General features: G+C 40.6%; 16 protein-coding genes and 5 tRNA genes. 7 read left to right on the forward strand and 14 right to left on the reverse strand.

What is annotated here, in order from left to right:
* The 5 genes from BLT94_RS02495 to BLT94_RS02515 form a co-directional block, all read right to left on the reverse strand.
* The coding region (locus tag BLT94_RS02495; RefSeq protein ID WP_139168969.1) for a GTP-binding protein at positions 1–444 on the reverse strand (444 nt) is incomplete at its 3' end.
* A gap of 28 nt (positions 445–472) precedes the next feature.
* Positions 473–549, reverse strand: a tRNA-Thr gene (locus BLT94_RS02500).
* Positions 550–616: 67 nt separating this feature from the next.
* Positions 617–692, reverse strand: a tRNA-Gly gene (locus tag BLT94_RS02505).
* Positions 693–782: 90 nt separating this feature from the next.
* Positions 783–867, reverse strand: a tRNA-Tyr gene (locus BLT94_RS02510).
* Positions 868–874: 7 nt separating this feature from the next.
* Positions 875–950 (reverse strand) — tRNA-Thr (locus tag BLT94_RS02515).
* A gap of 332 nt (positions 951–1,282) precedes the next feature.
* Here BLT94_RS02515 and BLT94_RS02520 point away from each other — a divergent pair.
* From BLT94_RS02520 to BLT94_RS02540, 5 genes are all read left to right on the forward strand, one after another.
* Positions 1,283–3,157, forward strand: coding sequence for a LysM peptidoglycan-binding domain-containing protein (locus tag BLT94_RS02520; RefSeq protein ID WP_092230107.1), 1,875 nt, complete (start codon positions 1,283–1,285; stop codon positions 3,155–3,157).
* A 5-nt stretch (positions 3,158–3,162) separates the two neighbouring features.
* A tRNA-Arg gene (locus BLT94_RS02525) sits at positions 3,163–3,237 on the forward strand.
* A gap of 16 nt (positions 3,238–3,253) precedes the next feature.
* The gene (locus tag BLT94_RS02530; RefSeq protein WP_092230109.1) at positions 3,254–4,585 is read left to right on the forward strand and encodes a peptidase U32 family protein; all 1,332 of its coding nucleotides are present in this window, start codon (positions 3,254–3,256) and stop codon (positions 4,583–4,585) included.
* 120 nt (positions 4,586–4,705) lie between these two features.
* The gene (locus tag BLT94_RS02535; RefSeq protein WP_092230111.1) at positions 4,706–6,640 is read left to right on the forward strand and encodes a penicillin-binding protein 1A; all 1,935 of its coding nucleotides are present in this window, start codon (positions 4,706–4,708) and stop codon (positions 6,638–6,640) included.
* Positions 6,637–7,092 (forward strand): N-acetyltransferase, encoded by a 456-nt coding sequence (locus BLT94_RS02540; protein WP_092230113.1) that lies wholly within the window; start codon positions 6,637–6,639, stop codon positions 7,090–7,092. Before BLT94_RS02535 ends, BLT94_RS02540 begins: the two co-directional genes overlap by 4 nt.
* Here BLT94_RS02540 and BLT94_RS02545 read toward each other — a convergent pair.
* The 8 genes from BLT94_RS02545 to BLT94_RS02575 form a co-directional block, all read right to left on the reverse strand.
* Positions 7,087–8,139, reverse strand: a complete 1,053-nt coding sequence (locus BLT94_RS02545; RefSeq protein WP_014958846.1) for a hypothetical protein — start codon at positions 8,137–8,139, stop codon at positions 7,087–7,089. The genes BLT94_RS02540 and BLT94_RS02545 overlap by 6 nt on opposite strands.
* A gap of 25 nt (positions 8,140–8,164) precedes the next feature.
* Positions 8,165–9,349 (reverse strand): phosphoglycerate kinase, encoded by a 1,185-nt coding sequence (locus BLT94_RS02550; protein WP_014958847.1) that lies wholly within the window; start codon positions 9,347–9,349, stop codon positions 8,165–8,167.
* Between the two features lie 14 nt (positions 9,350–9,363).
* Positions 9,364–9,627: a hypothetical protein gene (locus BLT94_RS02555; protein ID WP_014958848.1), complete on the reverse strand. Its 264-nt coding sequence runs from the start codon at positions 9,625–9,627 to the stop codon at positions 9,364–9,366.
* Between the two features lie 11 nt (positions 9,628–9,638).
* The gene (radC, locus tag BLT94_RS02560; RefSeq protein ID WP_092230115.1) at positions 9,639–10,373 is read right to left on the reverse strand and encodes a RadC family protein; all 735 of its coding nucleotides are present in this window, start codon (positions 10,371–10,373) and stop codon (positions 9,639–9,641) included.
* Positions 10,339–12,873, reverse strand: a complete 2,535-nt coding sequence (gene gyrA, locus BLT94_RS02565; RefSeq protein ID WP_217641220.1) for a DNA gyrase subunit A — start codon at positions 12,871–12,873, stop codon at positions 10,339–10,341. Before gyrA ends, radC begins: the two co-directional genes overlap by 35 nt.
* Positions 12,874–12,887: 14 nt before the next feature.
* Positions 12,888–13,982 carry an AI-2E family transporter gene (locus BLT94_RS02570; protein ID WP_014958851.1) on the reverse strand — a complete coding sequence of 365 codons (1,095 nt, stop codon included), beginning with the start codon at positions 13,980–13,982 and terminating at the stop codon, positions 12,888–12,890.
* A gap of 125 nt (positions 13,983–14,107) precedes the next feature.
* Complete coding sequence (locus BLT94_RS21915) at positions 14,108–14,263, reverse strand: hypothetical protein (RefSeq protein ID WP_173391129.1); 156 nt, start codon at positions 14,261–14,263, stop codon at positions 14,108–14,110.
* Positions 14,264–14,363: 100 nt separating this feature from the next.
* On the reverse strand, positions 14,364–15,650 hold the full coding sequence (locus BLT94_RS02575) for a thiolase family protein (RefSeq protein ID WP_014958852.1): 1,287 nt from the start codon (positions 15,648–15,650) through the stop codon (positions 14,364–14,366).
* A 170-nt stretch (positions 15,651–15,820) separates the two neighbouring features.
* Here BLT94_RS02575 and BLT94_RS02580 point away from each other — a divergent pair, with 170 nt between their 5' ends.
* Both BLT94_RS02580 and BLT94_RS02585 read left to right on the forward strand, forming a co-directional pair.
* Positions 15,821–16,600, forward strand: a complete 780-nt coding sequence (locus tag BLT94_RS02580; RefSeq protein WP_092230117.1) for an NRDE family protein — start codon at positions 15,821–15,823, stop codon at positions 16,598–16,600.
* A 114-nt stretch (positions 16,601–16,714) separates the two neighbouring features.
* Positions 16,715–17,590 carry a protein kinase family protein gene (locus BLT94_RS02585; protein ID WP_092230119.1) on the forward strand — a complete coding sequence of 292 codons (876 nt, stop codon included), beginning with the start codon at positions 16,715–16,717 and terminating at the stop codon, positions 17,588–17,590.
* Between the two features lie 31 nt (positions 17,591–17,621).
* On the opposite strand, the gene BLT94_RS02590 is transcribed toward BLT94_RS02585, so the two are convergent.
* On the reverse strand, positions 17,622–18,935 hold the full coding sequence (locus BLT94_RS02590) for a replication-associated recombination protein A (protein ID WP_092230121.1): 1,314 nt from the start codon (positions 18,933–18,935) through the stop codon (positions 17,622–17,624).
* Positions 18,936–18,938 lie beyond the last annotated feature (3 nt).

An 18,938-nucleotide genomic window follows, 5' to 3' on the forward strand; every position in this document is an offset into this window, starting at 1 on the left:
CTCAATCAATTCTTCGTCATCCACCATGTCGCATTTGTTCAAAAACACAACAATCGAGGGAACACCTACCTGCCGGGCAAGAAGAATATGCTCTCTTGTCTGCGGCATTGGACCGTCATCAGCACTTACCACAAGAACCGCACCATCCATCTGGGCTGCCCCTGTGATCATGTTCTTGATATAGTCAGCATGGCCGGGACAGTCCACATGTGCGTAGTGACGATTGGCTGTCTCGTATTCCACATGAGCTGTTGCTATTGTAATACCACGCTCTCTTTCCTCGGGCGCCTTGTCAATCTCATCAAACGGGACATATGTACCATGACCACCCATTGCTGCAAGTTTGGTGATCGCTGCTGTAAGCGTAGTCTTTCCATGGTCAATATGACCGATTGTTCCTATGTTCACATGCGGCTTGGTCCGCTCAAATTTTTCTTTAGCCATCCTAAATTAGCTCCTTCTGCCGTTGTTTTGGAGCCCATGACCAGAATCGAACTGGTGAACCTCTTCCTTACCAAGGAAGCGCTCTACCGACTGAGCTACATGGGCCCGAAAAGGCGATTCAAATTAATTTAATTTTAACTCAAACCATTATTCAAGTGAAGATCGAAAGAAGTGGAGCGGGAGACGAGATTCGAACTCGCGACATTCAGCTTGGAAGGCTGAAGCTCTACCAACTGAGCTACTCCCGCAAATAATGAACTAAAATAGCTAACCATTATAATTAGCCATGTAGTAACGATCCACCAAAACAACGCTTTAAGATCTCCTACACAACATACTGGTGGTGGGGGGAGGATTTGAACCTCCGAAGGCTGAGCCGTCAGATTTACAGTCTGATCCCTTTGACCACTCGGGAACCCCACCATTTTTTTGGAGCCGATACCCCGAATCGAACGGAGGACATTCTCATTACAAGTGAGATGCTCTACCAACTGAGCTATATCGGCTTACCTTAAATTTGCAACATTTTGTCACATCAAAAAGACCGGGAGATAATAGCAGAGCAACTCATGATAATCAACTCTCAATTTACAGAGCTTTAAGGGTATATTAGCCAAAAAAACAAGCTTAATCTCAAATTAACTCCTTTTTGCTTCTATTTTCTAACCTTAACTTCCGATTTGATCAAATCATCTATTCGTTAACCCTACTGAGTAAAAAAAACTGTTTAAAATCAGGGATACACCCATTGGATAAATAATTCATATATCCTTGACATCCTCTTATTAATTTTATAATTAGAGCAAATTAAAAATCATTGTAAAAATCAAGGAGACAAATGGCTCAGCAGACAAAACTTGCTCTAATATTGATTATTCTTTGGATCACAGCAGGTTGTCAATATACGCACAATAAAAATAGCTCCTCAGATATTTTAAAAACAATCAATGAGCCTGGAAAATCAATTGTAAACGATAATAGTTTAAACGACACTAAATTGATTACAAACTCCCTTGAAAAATCAAGTAAATCCAAATTGAACCGCACCACCTCAAATTTTTGTTTACAAAATCAGGTTAAAACCAAAACTGATCCAAATGAATCCGATCTTGAAAAAGAATCCGATCTCTCAGCCCAGGAAAAAATTGACCAGGCGTTGGATCTTTGTAATTATGCCCAGCAGATGTGGGAAAAAGGCAAATTGGAAGAAGCATTAATCAACCTTGATTCGGCTTATTATTCCATACTTGAAATTGATCCTGACATTTATCCTGAATTCAATCAGCAAAAAGAAGATATCAGATTCCTTATATCCAAAAGGATTCTTGAAATTTACGCATCCCGCCAGATTGTAGTTACCGGTCAGCACGATGAGATACCCATTACCCTGAATACTCATGTAAAAAAAGAGATAAAAAGGCTGACAGGGCCTGAAAAAAAATTTTTTATCCAGTCGCTTGAACGGGCACAACGGTATAGGCCGTTTATTGTTTCCGAATTAAAAAAAGCAGGATTACCCGAAGATCTTTCCTGGCTCCCTTTAATTGAAAGCGGCTTTAAGATCAGGGCATTATCCCCTGCAAGAGCCCTTGGTTTATGGCAATTCATACCTTCGACCGGATACAAATTCGGATTAAACCGCAATTATTATATTGACGAACGTTTAGACCCTGAAAAAGCAACGAGAGCAGCCATTGCTTATTTAAGAGAACTTCATAATCTTTTTGGAGACTGGACAACCGCACTTGCTGCATATAATTGCGGAGAATCAAGGGTTCTAAGAATCATTAGAAATCAAAGGATAAATTACCTTGATAATTTCTGGGATCTTTACCAGAATCTGCCAAGGGAAACATCACGATATGTTCCTAGATTTTTAGCCACACTTCACATTGTTAATAATCTTGACAAATACAATATCAAAATTGACACTCCCTCAATGCCTTTTGATTTTCAAGTATGTGAGATCAAAAAACAGGTCAGACTTAAAGATATTGCCAAAAAAATCGGAATGGATACGGCAACTTTAAAAGAACTTAATCCTGAACTTAGATATGCACTGTTGCCTCCGGAACCTTATATGTTAAAAATACCGAAAGAAAAAGCCCAATTATTTCTTTCAACAATTGATGAATTAAAAACAACGGTTGCCCCTCCTCCAATGTATGTATTTCACCGCGTTAGAAGGGGTGAAACATTATCAGGCATTGCCAACAAATATAAAACATCAATCCGTGCCATATCAGTTGCCAACAACATCCATAAAAGTCACAAAATATTTGCCGGCAAGGTACTAAAAATACCCGGCAGGAACAATGGTTCAATTGCCAGTACGGCTACATCTCCTCAATTAAAACCCGGACAAACTCTCACATACACGGTCCGGCGCGGAGACAATCTTTGGAATATTGCCAGGAAATTCGGTACGACCACAAAAAATATAATGACGACAAACCGGTTATCCTGCACTAACTTGAACATTGGTCAAACCCTTTATATTACTTCCAAAAAACAATTAATTCTTGCGAAATCAGATAGTTCAAAAAAAAGCAGTTCTCAACGCAACAAGAGTTTTTCATACAGGGTAAAATCGGGTGACAGCCCTTTTTCAATTGCAAAAAAATATAAAATGGATTTAAATCGACTTCTGGCCTTGAATCATTTGAATAAAAGAAGTAAGATCTTTCCCGGTCAAAAATTAATTATCGAATAATTTATGCCCCCGTAGCTCAGTGGATAGAGCATAGGATTCCTAATCCTTGAGCGCAGGTTCGATTCCTGCCGGGGGCACCACACATATGCAGACCTTATGAAAAAACACCCTTCAAAACCCGAACTGTTAACACTCAACACCCAGTATACAGCACACGACATTCAGCACACAAAACCCTTTAAACCTGAACTGTTAGCACCTGCAGGCAATTTTGAAAAACTGGAAATCGCCATTCACTATGGTGCGGATGCGGTCTACCTGGCAGGTAAAGATTTCAGCCTGAGAAATTTTTCAGGAAACTTTACAGATGCTCAACTGTTTGATGCAGTTACCCTTGCCCATCAGCACAATGTAAAAGTATACCTTGCCTGCAACATCTACTCAAGAAATCATGAACAAAAACAGCTTGAAGCCTTTTTAACCAAAACAGGCCGGATAGGTCCTGATGCCATTATTATATCTGATCCTGGAATCATTTATCTGGCAAAAAAAATTCTTCCGAATATGGATATCCACCTAAGCACCCAGGCCAATACAACCAACCTGAATGCCGCCATGTTCTGGCAGGACATGGGCATAAAAAGAGTTAACCTTGCAAGGGAATTGTCCATAAATGAGATAAAGCAAATCAGTTCAGATTGTAAAATAGAAACAGAAACATTTGTTCACGGTGCCATGTGTGTATCCTATTCAGGCCGATGCCTGCTCAGTAGTTTTTTAAGCGGCAGGGATAGCAACAGGGGGCTTTGCAGTCATCCCTGCCGATGGAAATACTCGGTGGTGGAAGAACTTCGACCCAACGAATATCATTCTCTTATGGAAGATGACAGGGGTTCATATATATTCAACTCGAAAGATCTGTGCATGATCAAGCATATTCCTGATCTTATTGATGCCAATATAACCTCGTTAAAGATAGAAGGCCGAATGAAGGGCATCAACTATCTTGCTTCTGTTGTTAAAACATACAGGAACGCTATTGATGCCTATTTTGATAAACCAGACACATATGAAACCAACCCGGAATGGTTAGCCGAGCTTTATCAGGTGTTTCACAGGGAATACTGTACCGGCTTTTATTTTAATAAACCTGATGAACAATTGCCTAATTATAAAAATATTCATCAAGGCAAAATCCATAGCTTTATCGGAAAAATTATTAATTGCACAAAAAAAATACAAAATCAGGATCACACGAAAAACAACAGCCACATAACAAAACAAGAATACACGATTGGTATTAGAAACAAACTCAGTGTCGGTGATATGATTGAAGTACTTTCGCCAACAGGAAGTCCAAAAAGAACAAAAATTAAAACAATCCTTGATATAAATAAAAATTGCATTGAAAGTGCCCAGCCAAATACAATCGCTATTCTTAAGCTTGAAATGCAATGCCGATCCAATGATATTGTTCGAAAAATATAAAATAGATCCATTTTTCTTTGTCAATTATCCGCTTTTAGTCAGCAGTTACAACCATTTCCATCATAAAATTTGTCACATAATTCTGACAAATAAAGACACAAGTGGATTTTTATAACCATAATGCTGAAACGAAATTCTATTTTATTATCCATTGCCCTTGTTGGAATTTTTTTCGGAATTCCTGCCGGGGCTTTTTTCAGCCTCTTTCATGATTTACCGCAAATAAACAGCCTTAAGCAGTTTAAACCCTCCTCTGTTACAACTGTTTTTTCATCGGACAAACAAATTCTGGCCAAATTTTATATTGAAAAAAGATTTCCCGTATCCATTGATAAAATCCCAAAAAACCTGATCAATGCCATTTTGACCATAGAAGACAGGACATTTTATAAGCATTCCGGTGTCAACTTAAAAGCCATTGCCAGAGCCATCATCCATGATTTAAAGGCCGGAAAATTCAAACAAGGTGCCAGCACCTTAACCCAGCAACTGGCAAAAACTCTGTATCTTACTTCTGAAAAATCAATTGTCAGAAAAATCAAAGAGGCTATTTTAACACTTCAGATCGAACGGCGGTATACGAAAAATGAAATACTGGAATTATATTTAAACCTGATTTACCTGGGATCAGGGGCATATGGTGTTGAGGCCGCATCACAAACCTATTTTAACAAATCCGTAAGTGACCTTACACTGGACCAGGCAGCCTTGATTGCCGGGCTTCCCAAAGCCCCTTCCGTGTACTCACCAATCAAAAATCCTGATTTGGCCCAAAAAAGAAGAAATATTGTTCTCCGGCAAATGCTGGATACAAACATCATCACAACACAGGAATACAATTTAGCCAAAGCAACAAAAATTGAAGCCCCTCTTCCCCAAAAAAATATGAATCCGGCTGCTTATTTTATTGAATATATAAAAACAGTTTTAAAACAGCAATTTGATTTGGAAAACATCTATTCAAACGGACTCAATATATATACAACACTTAATTTAGATCTTCAATTGGCAGCAAATAATTCTGTTTCAAATCGAATGGCACAACTTGAAACCCGGGTAAAAAAACATGGGAAGCCTTACTCAAAACTCGAATGCGCACTGGTTGCAATTGATATTAAAACCGGTGCAATTTTAAGTATGGCCGGAGGAGTCAATTTTAATAAAAGTTCCTTTAACAGGGCTGTCTATGCTAAACGACAACCTGGTTCAGCTTTTAAACCATTTGTTTATGCCACTGCAATAACCCGGGGATTTTCACAAAATGACACCCTGCTTGATGCACCCTTATCATATAAATTGGAAAACAATCAAACATGGCAGGTGAATAATTTTTCAAAAACGTATTCAGGCGAAATCACCCTTCGTAAAGCACTGGCATTGTCAAAAAACACACCTGTTGTAAGGCTTATAGAGGCAATCGGTCCTGCCAAGGTGATTGAGTTTGCTCAAAAAGCCGGAGTGTCATCCAAACTTCATCCCAATCTTTCTCTGGCCTTAGGAACTTCAGAGGTCAGCCTGATGGAGCTGACAACAGCGTATATTCCGTTTGCCAATATGGGATTTAAAGTGGCCCCCTTTTCCATCATTAAAATTACGGATTCAGATTTCCGGATTATGTATCAAACCTCAATACAGAAGCAATCCATCATGTCCAGACAAAACGCAGCCATTATGTCTGACCTGTTAAAAGCTGTTATACTTGAAGGAACCGGTAAAAAGGCCATGATCATTCAAAAGGATATTGCCGGGAAATCCGGGACAACCGACAATTATAAAGATGCTCTTTTTATTGGATTCAATCCGGATATTGCCGTGGGTGTCTGGGTGGGCAATGATGATTCTACCTCTCTTGGAAAATATGAGACCGGTGCAAAAGCCGCCCTGCCCATATGGATTGATTATATGAAACACTTTCTTTCAACTAACTCTTGTCAATATTTTGATATACCGGATGGAACAAAAATGATATATATGAACCCCAATACTGGTAAAATCAGCAGAGAACAAATTTCCGGAACAGTAAAAGCATTGATTAAAATAAAGGACAATAAATGATAAGAAAAGCTGTATTAGATGATGTCAAACATATCCATGCCTTGCTTCAATTCTATCACAAAACCGGTGAACTTTTAGCAAGGCCACTGAGCAAACTATACGACCATTTAAGAGACTTCTGGGTATTTGAAGATCCCAGGCAAAATAAAGTGGTTGGCTGCTGTGCATTGCAATTTTGCTGGGAAAATATGGCTGAAATCCGATCTCTTGCAGTTGACACTGATTTTACAGGTCAGGGAATCGGCACGGTTCTTACGGAAAGAACCATTCAAGAAGCCGTATATTTTAAAATAACGGATCTTTTCACCCTGACCTATCGGCCAACCTTTTTTGAACGGTTTGAATTTTCAATCATTGATAAAAATGAACTTCCAATTAAGGTATGGTCAGATTGTATCGGGTGTGTTAATTTTCCAAATTGTGACGAAATTGCCATGCTTAAAAAATTATAAGTACACCATTTTATAAGGAATGGGCGAATATATGAGTACGGATGGCTTTGGCAGGATATGCTCCCGGGAGACCGTAAGCCAGTTGGTGTCTGGGTTTAATTCCCGAAGTCTTCCTCCCTCTGACGGCAATGCATGACTTGTATAATCATATTTAACATTTAAAATACACACAAACTTTTCCCGGTGCCTTGCTACCACATAATTTTTGATAAAACAATCCTGGTTGATGCCGGCAGCTTCAGCCAGTTTTTTTGTTTCATCTTCAGGCAATTTAACCAATACAGACGTGGATACCCCGCCTTCATCAATCCTTAAAAGAGTTCTGGATTCACTGGAAGAAACATAAATGGTTGTAATCCCGGGCAGCTGTTTGAAATATTGGGCAGCCACAATTGCTGCTGTTCTTCTTCCTCCGGACAGAACCGGAACCCCATAATATTCAAAAAATTTTTTTTGAAAATCTTCAGCATATTTATCCCCTTTTTCATACAGATCTTTTGAAATATACCTCAAATCCCTGGCAAGTGCTTCCGAGGCATCGGTAATGGGCCAGTCTATCCTTACATGGAAATGGGTCAGTCCATATCTTACCTTGCTTTGTTGATTTCTTTGAATCAACAAAGCATAATCAATGGGGAGCAACGATCTTAAAAATGAAAAAAAATCACTGGTATCAAAAAATTTAAGGTTACGGTTAAAATTTTCCACATCAGGAAAATATTTATGCGTCAATAAATTGGTTTTTGTTATTTTATTGGCATCAAAATACCGAATGTATTTTTTATGTTTTTTATCAATAGTATCTTCGGAAAAAATAATCAAAAATGAATTCTGTGCATCAAACTCAACCGATGGAATCCGGGCACGAGGCTTGAGTTCCCTTAATTCCACAAATGGATAGGGAGTCCGTAACCTGAGAAAATTATTATAAGAGCCCACAAGAGAATACCCTATAACAAATTGGTCCAATTCATCGCGCAACACCTCATAGTAAGACCTTCTGAGCCGTTCTTCCCGGCTTAAGCATTCTCTATCCTTGCAGGACATAACCGTATCCCCCTTTTTTTGTACTCTATTCCTTTTTTTCCAAGGCAACCACACCGGGGAGTTTTTTGCCTTCCATTAAGTGCAAAAAAGCACCGCCACCGGTTGAAATATAACTTACCTTGTCTGCCACATTGCATTTTTTTGCAGCAAGCCCGGTATCCCCTCCGCCAACAATGGAAAAAGCATCTGATGCGGCAATAGCATCTGCTATAATCTGTGTTCCGGACATGAATTTTTCCATTTCAAAAACCCCCATAGGACCGTTCCATACAATTGTTCCTGCTTTCTTCACGGCTGTGGCATATTCTTTGGCTGTTCTGGGACCAATATCTAAGGCCATCCATTGATCCGGAATCTGATCCAGTTCACAGACTTTTACACTGGCATTTTTATCAAATTTATCCGCACAAACCAGATCTTTTGGAAGAAGAAAGTCTATCCCTTTTTCTTTTGCTTTTTGAACGATACCGGATGCAGTCTGTAAAAGGTCGTTTTCAATCACGGAAGCCCTGGTATCAATCCCCTGGCTTTTTAAAAACGTGTTGGCCATGGCACCGCCAATAATCAATGTATCAACAAATTTGAGCATATTTTCCAAAGCAGCCAGTTTGCCGGATACTTTTGCACCACCAATGACTGCCACCAAAGGTCTTTGAGGATTTTCAACCGAATCGTAATAAGATTGAACTTCTTTTTCAAGTAAAAATCCAGCTGCAGATTCTTCTGCGAATTTGACAATACCCGTAACAGATGCCTGATCCCGGTGGGAAACCGCAAAGGCATTGTTCACATATACATCACAAAGATTGGCAAGCTTTTGTGAAAATCCGTCATTATTGTCTTTTTCCTCTTTATGGAATCTTAAATTTTCCAGCATCAGGATCTGACCGTTAGTAAGTTGGCTTACTCTTTTTTCAACTGCTTCACCAACGCAATCTTCTGCAAACAAAACCTGTTTATTTAATAATTGAGACAGCCTTTTACAAACCGGTGCCAGACTGAATTTTGGGTCCCGCTTGCCATTTGGTCTGCCCATGTGAGAGGCCAGAATGATTTTTGCATCTTGCTCCAACAAGTATGAAATAAGATCCAGGGTGGCTGTGATCCGGTTATCGTCTGTAATATTAAGATTTTCATCCATTGGCACATTATAATCAACCCTGACAAACACTCTTTTTGATGTCACATCAATATCTTTTATTAATTTCATCGGCTTCTCCAACATTATTTTTTCTTTTTTCTGTGAACCTGTTTTTTACGGGACCAGCGTTCAAAAAAATTCATGACACCCGATTGGGTTCCCCTTTCAATAATCTCTTCTTCCACTTGAACACCAGCTTTAGTGGCCATGGCATGTTGCAGACAATTAGTTTTTAAAGGACAGTGATAAAAGCACTCATCCGGTGTCTGCCTCAATCCCTTATCGGTCATGGGAAATACTTTTTCAAGGATACCAAAACATTCAGGCGTGTCATTTTCTTTGTTCATTTGTTTCTTTATTAATAATTTGTTTGTTCAAATTCCGTATTAAACTTTGATATTAAGCCTTGGGCTGCAAAACTGTATGCCCCGTTATTTCCAATAATCATATGCTCATGCAAAACAATTCCCACATATTTGAGTGCAAATAACAATTGTCTTGTGATCCGGATATCACTTTTAGAAGGCTCAACATCCCCCGAAGGGTGATTGTGCGCAAAAATAACGGCTGCGGCATTATGTTGCAAGGCACTGATAATAACTTCCCGCGGATAAACAGAACTGGTCGTCAAAGTTCCGGTAAAAAGAATTTGACAGGTCAATACCCTGTTTTTGGCATCAAGAAAAATTCCGGCAAACACTTCTTTTGTTTTATGTCCAATGGTCTGGTTCAAATATTCCATCAAATCCCGGGGATTTTGAACCACATCTTTTGATATGATTTTGCTTTCAAGGTACCTGTCAGACACTTGTTTAATCAACCGGATACCCAGACTGCTTGACGGCCCTACTCCTTTAATTTCACACAGCGATTCATGACTTGCCTCCAGAACCCTCTGAAAAGTCTTAAACCTCTTTAACAGCAATTTTGCGCTCTGTTTGCAGTCTTTTCTCGGGGTATTCAAAGAAAGCAGCAACTCAATGACTTCATAATCATGAAATCCTTGAAGACCGTTTTTAAGAAATCTATCCTTAAGCCTTTTTCTGTGGCCCTCTCCCTTATGAATCAGTTGGGTCGTCTGTCTTGTCAACATTCTCCTCATCAACAGGAAATTCTTTCAGATTATCATCTTCCGGTTCATCCTGTCCGGCCTGATCTTCTGCCTGATCTTCTTCCTCGGGAAGCCGTGCAATACCTATAAGGGTTTCTTTGGCAGACAGGTTAATCAATTTAACCCCCTGGGTATTCCTGCTGATAACATTAATACCTTCAATGGATGTTCGAATCAATTTTCCTTTATCCGTAACCATCATCAACTCGTCATTGTCATCCACCAAAAGCAATGAGACCATTTTGCCATTGCGTTTTGATGTTTTAATGGAAAAAACACCTTTGCCGCCACGGGTCTGGGTCCTGTACTCTTCAATAGAAGAACGTTTTCCATATCCGTTTTCAGTCACGGTAAGCAAAGTATCTTCTGATTCCAGAACCTCCATGCCGACAACCTTTGCATCCGGGTCTATTCTCATTCCCCGAACCCCCATAGAACCCCTGGCTGTTGCACGAACATTTTTCTCATTAAAGCGGATAACCTTGCCCCCTTCCGAGCCAAGAAAAACATCCATATTACCGTCGGTGATTCTTGCCGCAATCAACTCGTCTCCCTCAGCCAGCTTCACCCCGATCAAGCCGCCGGATCTTCTCCTGGAATAGGCCATCAAATCGGTTTTTTTCACCCGGCCTTTTTTAGTGGCCATGACCACATATCTATCCTCAACAAACTCATCAACGGTTAATACAGTGGCAAGCTTTTCACCCTCATCAAAATTCAACAGATTTACAATGGCCTTTCCAAGACTTGAGCGACCTGCCATGGGCAATTCATACACCTTTGCCTGGTAAACCTTGCCCAAATTGGTGATAAATAAAAAGGTGGAGTGGGTGGATGCGACAAAAAGGTGTTCCACAAAATCATCCGTCTTTGTTCCCATTGCGGTTTTGCCTTTCCCGCCCCTGTGCTGACTTGAATACAATGTAATGGGGTTGCGCTTGATATACCCGCTTCTGCTGACAGTCACCACCATGTCTTCTTGGGCAATCAGATCTTCAATACTGATTTCAGCCGTACTCTCAACGATTTGGGTACGCCGCGGATCACCAAATTCTTCATTCAGCTCGGCCAATTCGTCCTTGATCAGCCCTCTGACCACTTCATCACTTGAAAGGATCTCATTATACCAGGCAATATCCTTTAAAAGGGCATTATATTCACTGATGATTTTTTCTCTTTCAAGTCCTGTAAGCCTTTGCAAACGCATATCAAGTATTGCCTGGGCCTGAATGGCTGTCAAACTGAACCTGGATATCAATCCGTTTTTGGCCTCTTCAGGAGAATTTGAAGCACGAATAAGAGCCACCACCTCATCCAGATGATCAAGAGCAATTTTTAAGCCTTCTAAAATATGTGCCCTTTCTTGCGCCTTTTTTAAATCAAATTGTGTTCTGCGGATAATAACATTTATGCGATGTTCAATAAAATGATTCAAAATTTCTTTTAAAGTCAAAAGCTGCGGGCGGTTATTGACAACGGCAAGCAAAATAATACCAAAACTTGTCTGCATATTGGTATGCTTGTACAGCTGGTTAATCACAACCTCTGCAATCTGATCCCTTTTAAGGCCGATAGCCATTCTCATTCCATCACGGTCTGATTCATCCCGGACAAAGGAAGCACCTGTAATGACCTTGTCCCGCATGAGTTCTGCTATTTTTTCAACGACCTTTGCCTTGTTTACCTGGTAGGGCAGTTCGGTCACAATAATTGTTTCCTGACCGTTCTTTTTATTTTCCTCAACCGTTACCTTTGCCCGCAGCGTAATAATACCACGTCCTGTGCTATAGGCCTCATAGATACCCTTGGTACCATAAATATGACCAAAAGTCGGAAAATCAGGGCCTGGAATGTATTCCATTAAATCCTGAATATCCATTTCAGGATTGTCAATCAATTGGGTTAACGCACAAACAACCTCTTTGATGTTATGGGGAGGAATATTGGTTGTCATTCCAACGGCAATACCTGAGGAGCCATTTACCAGCAATGCGGGAAATTTTGTGGGTAAAACAGAAGGTTCTTCAAGGGTTTCGTCATAATTGGGAATAAAATCAACAGTTTGTTTTTCAAGATCTGCAAGCATCTGATGGGAAATCTTGCGCATACGAATCTCGGTATACCTCATTGCCGCAGCAGAATCACCATCCACAGATCCAAAGTTACCCTGACCATCCACCAACATATATCGAAGTGAAAAATCCTGGGCCATTCTAACAATGGTATCATAAACGGCAGAATCCCCATGAGGATGATACTTACCAATCACATCACCAACAATACGGGCAGATTTTTTATAGGATTTATTCCAGTCGTTTCTCAACTGCTGCATGGCATACAAAACCCGCCGGTGAACCGGCTTCAGGCCATCACGAACATCGGGCAGCGCCCTTCCGATAATGACACTCATGGCATATTCAAGATAGGATTGTTTCATCTCCTTCTCAATGCTGGTCACATTATTGTCTGTATTAATAATCAACTTTACGACTCCAATTATTTCTCTTTAAGAACCTTTCCGGGTTCAACCATAAACTGAAAACTTGAAAAATATATGTCTGCAAGGGTTAAAAACAGGGTTGCGATCAATGGACCGTAAATAATACCCAGAATGCCATAGGCTTTTAACCCGCCGATAATAGCAAAGAATACGATTAACGGATGCATACTGACTCTATTTCCCACTACCCTGGGTTTAAAGATATACTCAATCCCCCAGGACAGCACGGCATAAAAAACAAGGACAAAAATCCCTGAAAAAAATTTTAATTTCAGCATCAGGATCACTGCGGCAGGGACCATGACAATACCGATCCCCACAATGGGCAAAAAAGCCAGAAATCCCATGATAACACCCCATAGGAAAGGAGAATTCCACCCTAACAACCAGAAAAGCAAACCGCCTGCAATTCCCTGAATCAATCCGCCAAGGCCATTTCCGATAAGGACTGCACCTGCCATGTCCATAAATTTTTCAAAAAGTTTTTCATCATGTTCATCCGGTAAAGGAGACAGGTCATACATATATTTTATAAACTTATCCCCATCGATAAACATGTAAAATACCACGATTAACATCAGACCAAAATACAACACCAGATTAAACACATTGGATGTAATAAAACGGGCCTGTTCAAACAATGATAATCCCACGGCCTTTCCAAGTTCTGAAATGGGGCTGACCAATTCATCCCAGGTCACCTCTTTTTCGATACCTGCCCTGACCAGCAGGTCATTGAATCGTTCCAAGGCATGCGTATTTTCAAACAAGTCTTTTAATTGATTGGAAAAAACCGCATCTTTGGCCATGGTATAAAGATTAAAGGCTTCCCTGGAAAGCACCCCGATAAAAAAAACAACCGGAATAAAGACAACAAAAAAAATCAGAATACAGGTAAGAACCGAAGCAGCTTTGGGGGACAGTTTCTTTGAAAAAAACCTGAAAACCGAATTAAAAATTCCTGTGGAGACGACCCCTAAGATGATAATGGCAAAAAACGGGGCAATCAGCTTACCTGCAAGCAGAATCGAAATACAGAACAGCACAATAAAAAATACAAACACTGCTCTTTGAGAAATATTTTGCTCCAAGATTTCACCAATCTATTCAGTCAAGGTACAAAGAAATGAAAAGGGTTAAAAAACCATGTAAAGCCGTAATATGCAAAAAGGCTTGCACAAATACGGCTTTACATAAATCCAAGAGTCTTCTTGTTTTAGTTTCTGATCAGTCCAAGGGCTGCCAGAACAAGAAGTATCTCAAATATAATGACTTGAAGAAAGCTTCCAAAAAAATGGTATACAATACCGCCGCCAACAATAGCCGGCACTGCCGTAAAGATTAACATGCCTAATTTTCTAGGAATATCCATAATAAAAACACTCCTTTATGCATTTTATTTCAAATATTTTAACCCCATTAAAAACATAGGCATTTCTACCATTTTAATGGTTCCAAGTAAAGGAAAAAACTTATCTTTCGATAATCATGGCCATGCCCATACCACCGCCGATACACATGGAGATCAAACCTGTGGAGTATGATTTTCTTTTCATCTGGTTAATGGCTGTAACCATCTGTCTTGCACCTGTACAACCAATGGGATGACCGATTGAGATGGCTGATCCCAGTTCATTGGGTTTTTCCACATCAATATTGAGTTCTCTCATGCATCCAATGGCTTGAGCGGCAAAGGCTTCGTTCAGTTCAATCATGTCAATGTCTTCAATCCCCATACCGGTCTGTTTCAGCACTTTTCTAATTGCCGGTACAGGACCTAGGCCCATGTATGCAGGATCAAGTCCGCCGGATGAAAAAGCTTTAATTTTTGCCAGTTTTTCAAGACCAAGTTCATCAGCTTTTTCTTCGGTCATCAACAGAACGGCTGCTGCTGCATCATTGATTCCGGATGCATTTCCTGCTGTAACACTTCCGTCTTTTTTAAATGCCGGACGAAGTTTTGCCATTTTTTCCATGCTGGTTTCCATGGGGCGTTCATCTTTATCAACAATGGTATCGCCTCTGCGGGATTTGATCACAACCGGGATGATTTCTTCAGCAAAAGTACCGTCGTTTACCGCAGCAAACGCTCTATTGTGGCTTATTAAGGACAGCTTGTCCTGTTCTTCTCTTGTAATACCGTATTTTTCTACAATATTTTCTGCCGTAAGTCCCATGTGGTATCCGTAAAAAATTTCATATAATCCGTCAAATACCATCAAATCATGGACTGGTCCTATACCGGTAAGTTCCATTCGATGTCCCCATCTTGCCTTGTTCAATGCCATGGGGGCATTGCTCATGCTTTCCTGACCACCTGCAAGAACCACTTCTGCCTGACCTGCCATAATGGACTGGGCACCAAGAGCAATGGCTTTGAGTCCTGAACCGCAGATTTTATTTACTGTAAAAGCAGTTGTCTGTCTTGAAATACCCGCAGCAATCATTGCCTGCCGGGCTGTGTTCTGGCCCTGTCCTGCCTGAAGGACATTACCCATGATAACTTCATCAATAAACACAGGGTTTAATGAATCATCATAATCATATCCTTTTTTTTCAAGATCAATCACGCCCTGATCTTTTAACGTATCAGGAGAAAATTCATCCTGGGATGCATCCACAACAGGTTTCAAACCAGCTCTTTTTAAAACATCTTTCATTACATAAGAGCCAAGTTCAACTACGGGTACGCTTTTCAGGGAACCACCAAAAGACCCTACAGGAGTTCTAGAACCACTGACGATAACAACATTTTTCATTTAAAGCCTCCATCAATATTGATTTTTTCGCTATTAGCAGCTACATTTTAAAACTGCCATAAATTATTAGCAGCTATATTTTAACACTAATATAAATTATTAATAGTTACATTTTAAATACGCCATTAGATTCAATAACAAAGAGACAACTAAAAAACAAGGAATTATACATGTGTTTAATCCTCTTTGGATATAAAGTTTCAAACAAATATCCTTTAATCTTTGCCGCCAACCGGGATGAATTTTATCAAAGACCCACAGCCCCCATGCATTTATGGAAAACCACCCCTGCTATTCTTGCGGGAAAAGACCTTGAACAGGGCGGCACATGGTTCGGGGTCCACAAAAACGGAACCTTTGCAGCCCTTACCAATTACCGTGATCCTTCCTCAATCCGTCCGGATGCCCCTTCAAGGGGTGAAATTATTGTTGATTTTCTCAAATCCAAGAAACCGCCTAAAACCCATTTTAATCATCTTAAAGAAAAACAAAATCCCTACAATGGATTTAATCTGTTGTTTGGCAGCAAAGATGATATATTCTGGTTCTCCAACCTTAAAAACACCATTGAAAAAATAGCCCCCGGCATTCACGGACTTTCCAACCGGTTTCTGGACACCCCATGGCCTAAAGTGGAATCCGGCAAAAAAGCATTGCAGGATATCATCTGCGGCACCATCACATTTGAATCTCTTTTCTCCATACTGACGGACCAATCAATTCCTGATGATGATCAGCTTCCTCAAACCGGAGTGGGACTTGAATGGGAAAGAACGCTGTCTTCCTTATTTATCCATAGCGATACATATGGCACAAGATCCTCCACTGTAATGCTTATGGATCAAAACGGAACAATCGAAATCACGGAACGAACCTATGATCCTCAAGATACGCTGACATACAACGACCGCCGGTTTATCTGGGAAGGGTCCGGGTCAAGCCTTTCTTGACTAATTCTATCAACCGACCTATTATATGGGATAAACACCTTATATTGTATATGGTAACCCAAGGGTGTCATCCATCTTCAGACAGACTTGAAAAATTGATAAAGGGTGCCGATCATGAAACAATGCAACGGATGTGGAAAAATTGTCTCCCAGACAATTACTATGTGCCCGGTCTGCGGCATAAACAATTCAGGCCCTCTGAAATTTATTGATGAATACAAAATTCAAACCATTATTTATGAGGACCGCACTTCAATTGTCTGCAAAGCTGCAAAAAACAAAGATACCTCACCTGTAACCATCAGAATATTTACGGAAAAATCCGGTATGGATGAGCGTGTGGCCAAACGATTTAAAAACGAACTTGAAAAACTCAAAAAACTGCCGGACGAATATTTTTTACGGCATTATGAAATCAAAAAAAGCAGTGACGGACCCTGGTACAAGATCAGCGAATGGATGGATGCCGCAGATTGGAATTCTGTCTTTAGGTCCGGGATATTGGATTCCCTGCCCAGGATGGTCACCCTTTTTCATAATATCGCGTCAATACTTGATATTTTGAATAAACATGATCATTTTATGCCCTATCTTATTCTTTATGATCTTATGATCCCCAAAGAAAAAACAAAAAATCTCCACATAAAACTCAATTACAAACTTTCAAGATTTTTAAATGCAAGAGCTACCCATAACGGCCCCATGCTTCAAAAAGCACTTGACTGCCATCCTGATATCATAAACCAGCGGGCCATTGATTTTAGAAGTGGAATATGGTCACTTGGGAAAGTATTTATTGAGCTGTTAACCGCAGACTCAAACCAAAATATCAATTCCTCAACAGTGGATGAACTGGACAGTCCAGACCCTGAACTTGCCGCCCTGCTCAATGCCATGCTGTCAGATGACCCGGATCTGAGACCCCAAACCATGGAAAGCGTTGTGTCTGAGTTATCTCGTATCTTAAAGCGCCTGACCTGTTCCGAATAAGCTGAGCTATAATCGACAGGATTCTTTTCTTTTACTGCTTCAGGTTAATCCATGCATCAAGCCGCTGTTTCACAGTTTTCTCATATCCCCGGTCAGTTGGCAGGTAAAAACGATGATCGCAAAGCGTTTCCGGCAAATAGGACTGAGGGATATAGCCGCCCTTATAGTCATGGGCATACTTGTACCCTTTGCCGTAATTCAAGTTTTTCATAAGCTTTGTCGGGGCATTCCGGATATGAAGCGGGACCGGTTCATATCCGGCTTCCTGAACCGTTTTTTTAACCTGTTTGCGGGCCATATACACAGCATTGCTTTTGGGAGCTGTGGCAAGATAAATAGCTGCCTGGAACAAAACATCGTCTCCTTCGGGACGGCCTAAAATCCGAAAGGATTCACCGGCATTCAAGGCCATGGTCAAGGCTCCAGGATCAGCCATGCCGATATCCTCGGTGGCAAACCGGATCATTCTTCTGAGCATATAATAAGGATCATCCCCTGCCATGAGCATGCGTTCCAGCCAGTAAATCGCCGCATCAGGGTCGCTGCCACGCATGCTCTTGATAAAAGCTGAAATCAGGTTAAAATGTTCTTCACCCGCCTTATCGTATAAAAGTGATTTTTTCTCAATGGCAGTTTCAACATCCTGAATAGAAATCCTGTCTTTTTGAGAAAAATGAAGCACTGCTGTTTCAAGATTGGCTAAGGCAATCCTGGCATCACCGTCGGCCACCCTTGCAATATGTTCCAATGCCTCATGGGTCAATTGCTCTTTTTCAATCCCCATCCCATTTTTTTTATCTGTCAGCGCCCGGATCAAAATTGTTAAAATATTTTCTTGTTCAAGGCTTTTAAGGGTAAACACCCGGCATCGGGATACCAGGGCCGGAATAACCTCAAAGGACGGATTTTGGGTGGTGGCCCCCACAAGAGTTATCAGCCCTTTTTCCACATGATGTAAAAAAGCGTCCTGCTGGGCCTTGTTAAACCTGTGAATTTCATCCACAAACAGAATGGTTCGTTTTTGATACAGGGCCTGTCTTTTTTTGGCCTGTTCAATAATCTGCCGGATCTCTTTTACCCCGGACAAAACAGCTGATATTTCTACAAATTCAGATTTTGTCTCATTGGCTATAATCCCTGCCAGGGTTGTCTTCCCACATCCGGGCGGTCCCCAGAGAAGGATGGAGAAAACCCGGTCATCTTCAATTGCTTTTTGGAGCAGACTGCCTTTAGCTGTAAGGTGTTTTTGACCCTCCAGCTCATCAAGAGATTTGGGGCGCATTCTGTCAGCCAGGGGGCGGGTCAGGGATTTGTCCCGAGAACTGTGAGATTCAAAAAGATCCATTGT

The organism is Desulfobacula phenolica, from assembly GCF_900105645.1.
In the GTDB taxonomy this organism is placed as follows: domain Bacteria; phylum Desulfobacterota; class Desulfobacteria; order Desulfobacterales; family Desulfobacteraceae; genus Desulfobacula; species Desulfobacula toluolica.

What these genes read in the sequence shown, in the direction of transcription:
- BLT94_RS02520 (WP_092230107.1), top strand. Translation starts at nt 1,283, where the DNA reads ATGGCTCAGCAGACAAAACTTGCTCTAATATTGATTATTCTTTGGATC.
- BLT94_RS02530 (WP_092230109.1), top strand. Translation starts at nt 3,254, where the DNA reads ATGAAAAAACACCCTTCAAAACCCGAACTGTTAACACTCAACACCCAG.
- BLT94_RS02535 (WP_092230111.1), top strand. Translation starts at nt 4,706, where the DNA reads ATGCTGAAACGAAATTCTATTTTATTATCCATTGCCCTTGTTGGAATT.
- BLT94_RS02540 (WP_092230113.1), top strand. Translation starts at nt 6,637, where the DNA reads ATGATAAGAAAAGCTGTATTAGATGATGTCAAACATATCCATGCCTTG.
- BLT94_RS02545 (WP_014958846.1), bottom strand. Translation starts at nt 8,139, where the DNA reads ATGTCCTGCAAGGATAGAGAATGCTTAAGCCGGGAAGAACGGCTCAGA.
- BLT94_RS02550 (WP_014958847.1), bottom strand. Translation starts at nt 9,349, where the DNA reads ATGAAATTAATAAAAGATATTGATGTGACATCAAAAAGAGTGTTTGTC.
- BLT94_RS02555 (WP_014958848.1), bottom strand. Translation starts at nt 9,627, where the DNA reads ATGAACAAAGAAAATGACACGCCTGAATGTTTTGGTATCCTTGAAAAA.
- radC (WP_092230115.1), bottom strand. Translation starts at nt 10,373, where the DNA reads ATGTTGACAAGACAGACGACCCAACTGATTCATAAGGGAGAGGGCCAC.
- BLT94_RS21915 (WP_173391129.1), bottom strand. Translation starts at nt 14,263, where the DNA reads ATGGATATTCCTAGAAAATTAGGCATGTTAATCTTTACGGCAGTGCCG.
- BLT94_RS02575 (WP_014958852.1), bottom strand. Translation starts at nt 15,650, where the DNA reads ATGAAAAATGTTGTTATCGTCAGTGGTTCTAGAACTCCTGTAGGGTCT.
- BLT94_RS02580 (WP_092230117.1), top strand. Translation starts at nt 15,821, where the DNA reads ATGTGTTTAATCCTCTTTGGATATAAAGTTTCAAACAAATATCCTTTA.
- BLT94_RS02585 (WP_092230119.1), top strand. Translation starts at nt 16,715, where the DNA reads ATGAAACAATGCAACGGATGTGGAAAAATTGTCTCCCAGACAATTACT.
- BLT94_RS02590 (WP_092230121.1), bottom strand. Translation starts at nt 18,935, where the DNA reads ATGGATCTTTTTGAATCTCACAGTTCTCGGGACAAATCCCTGACCCGC.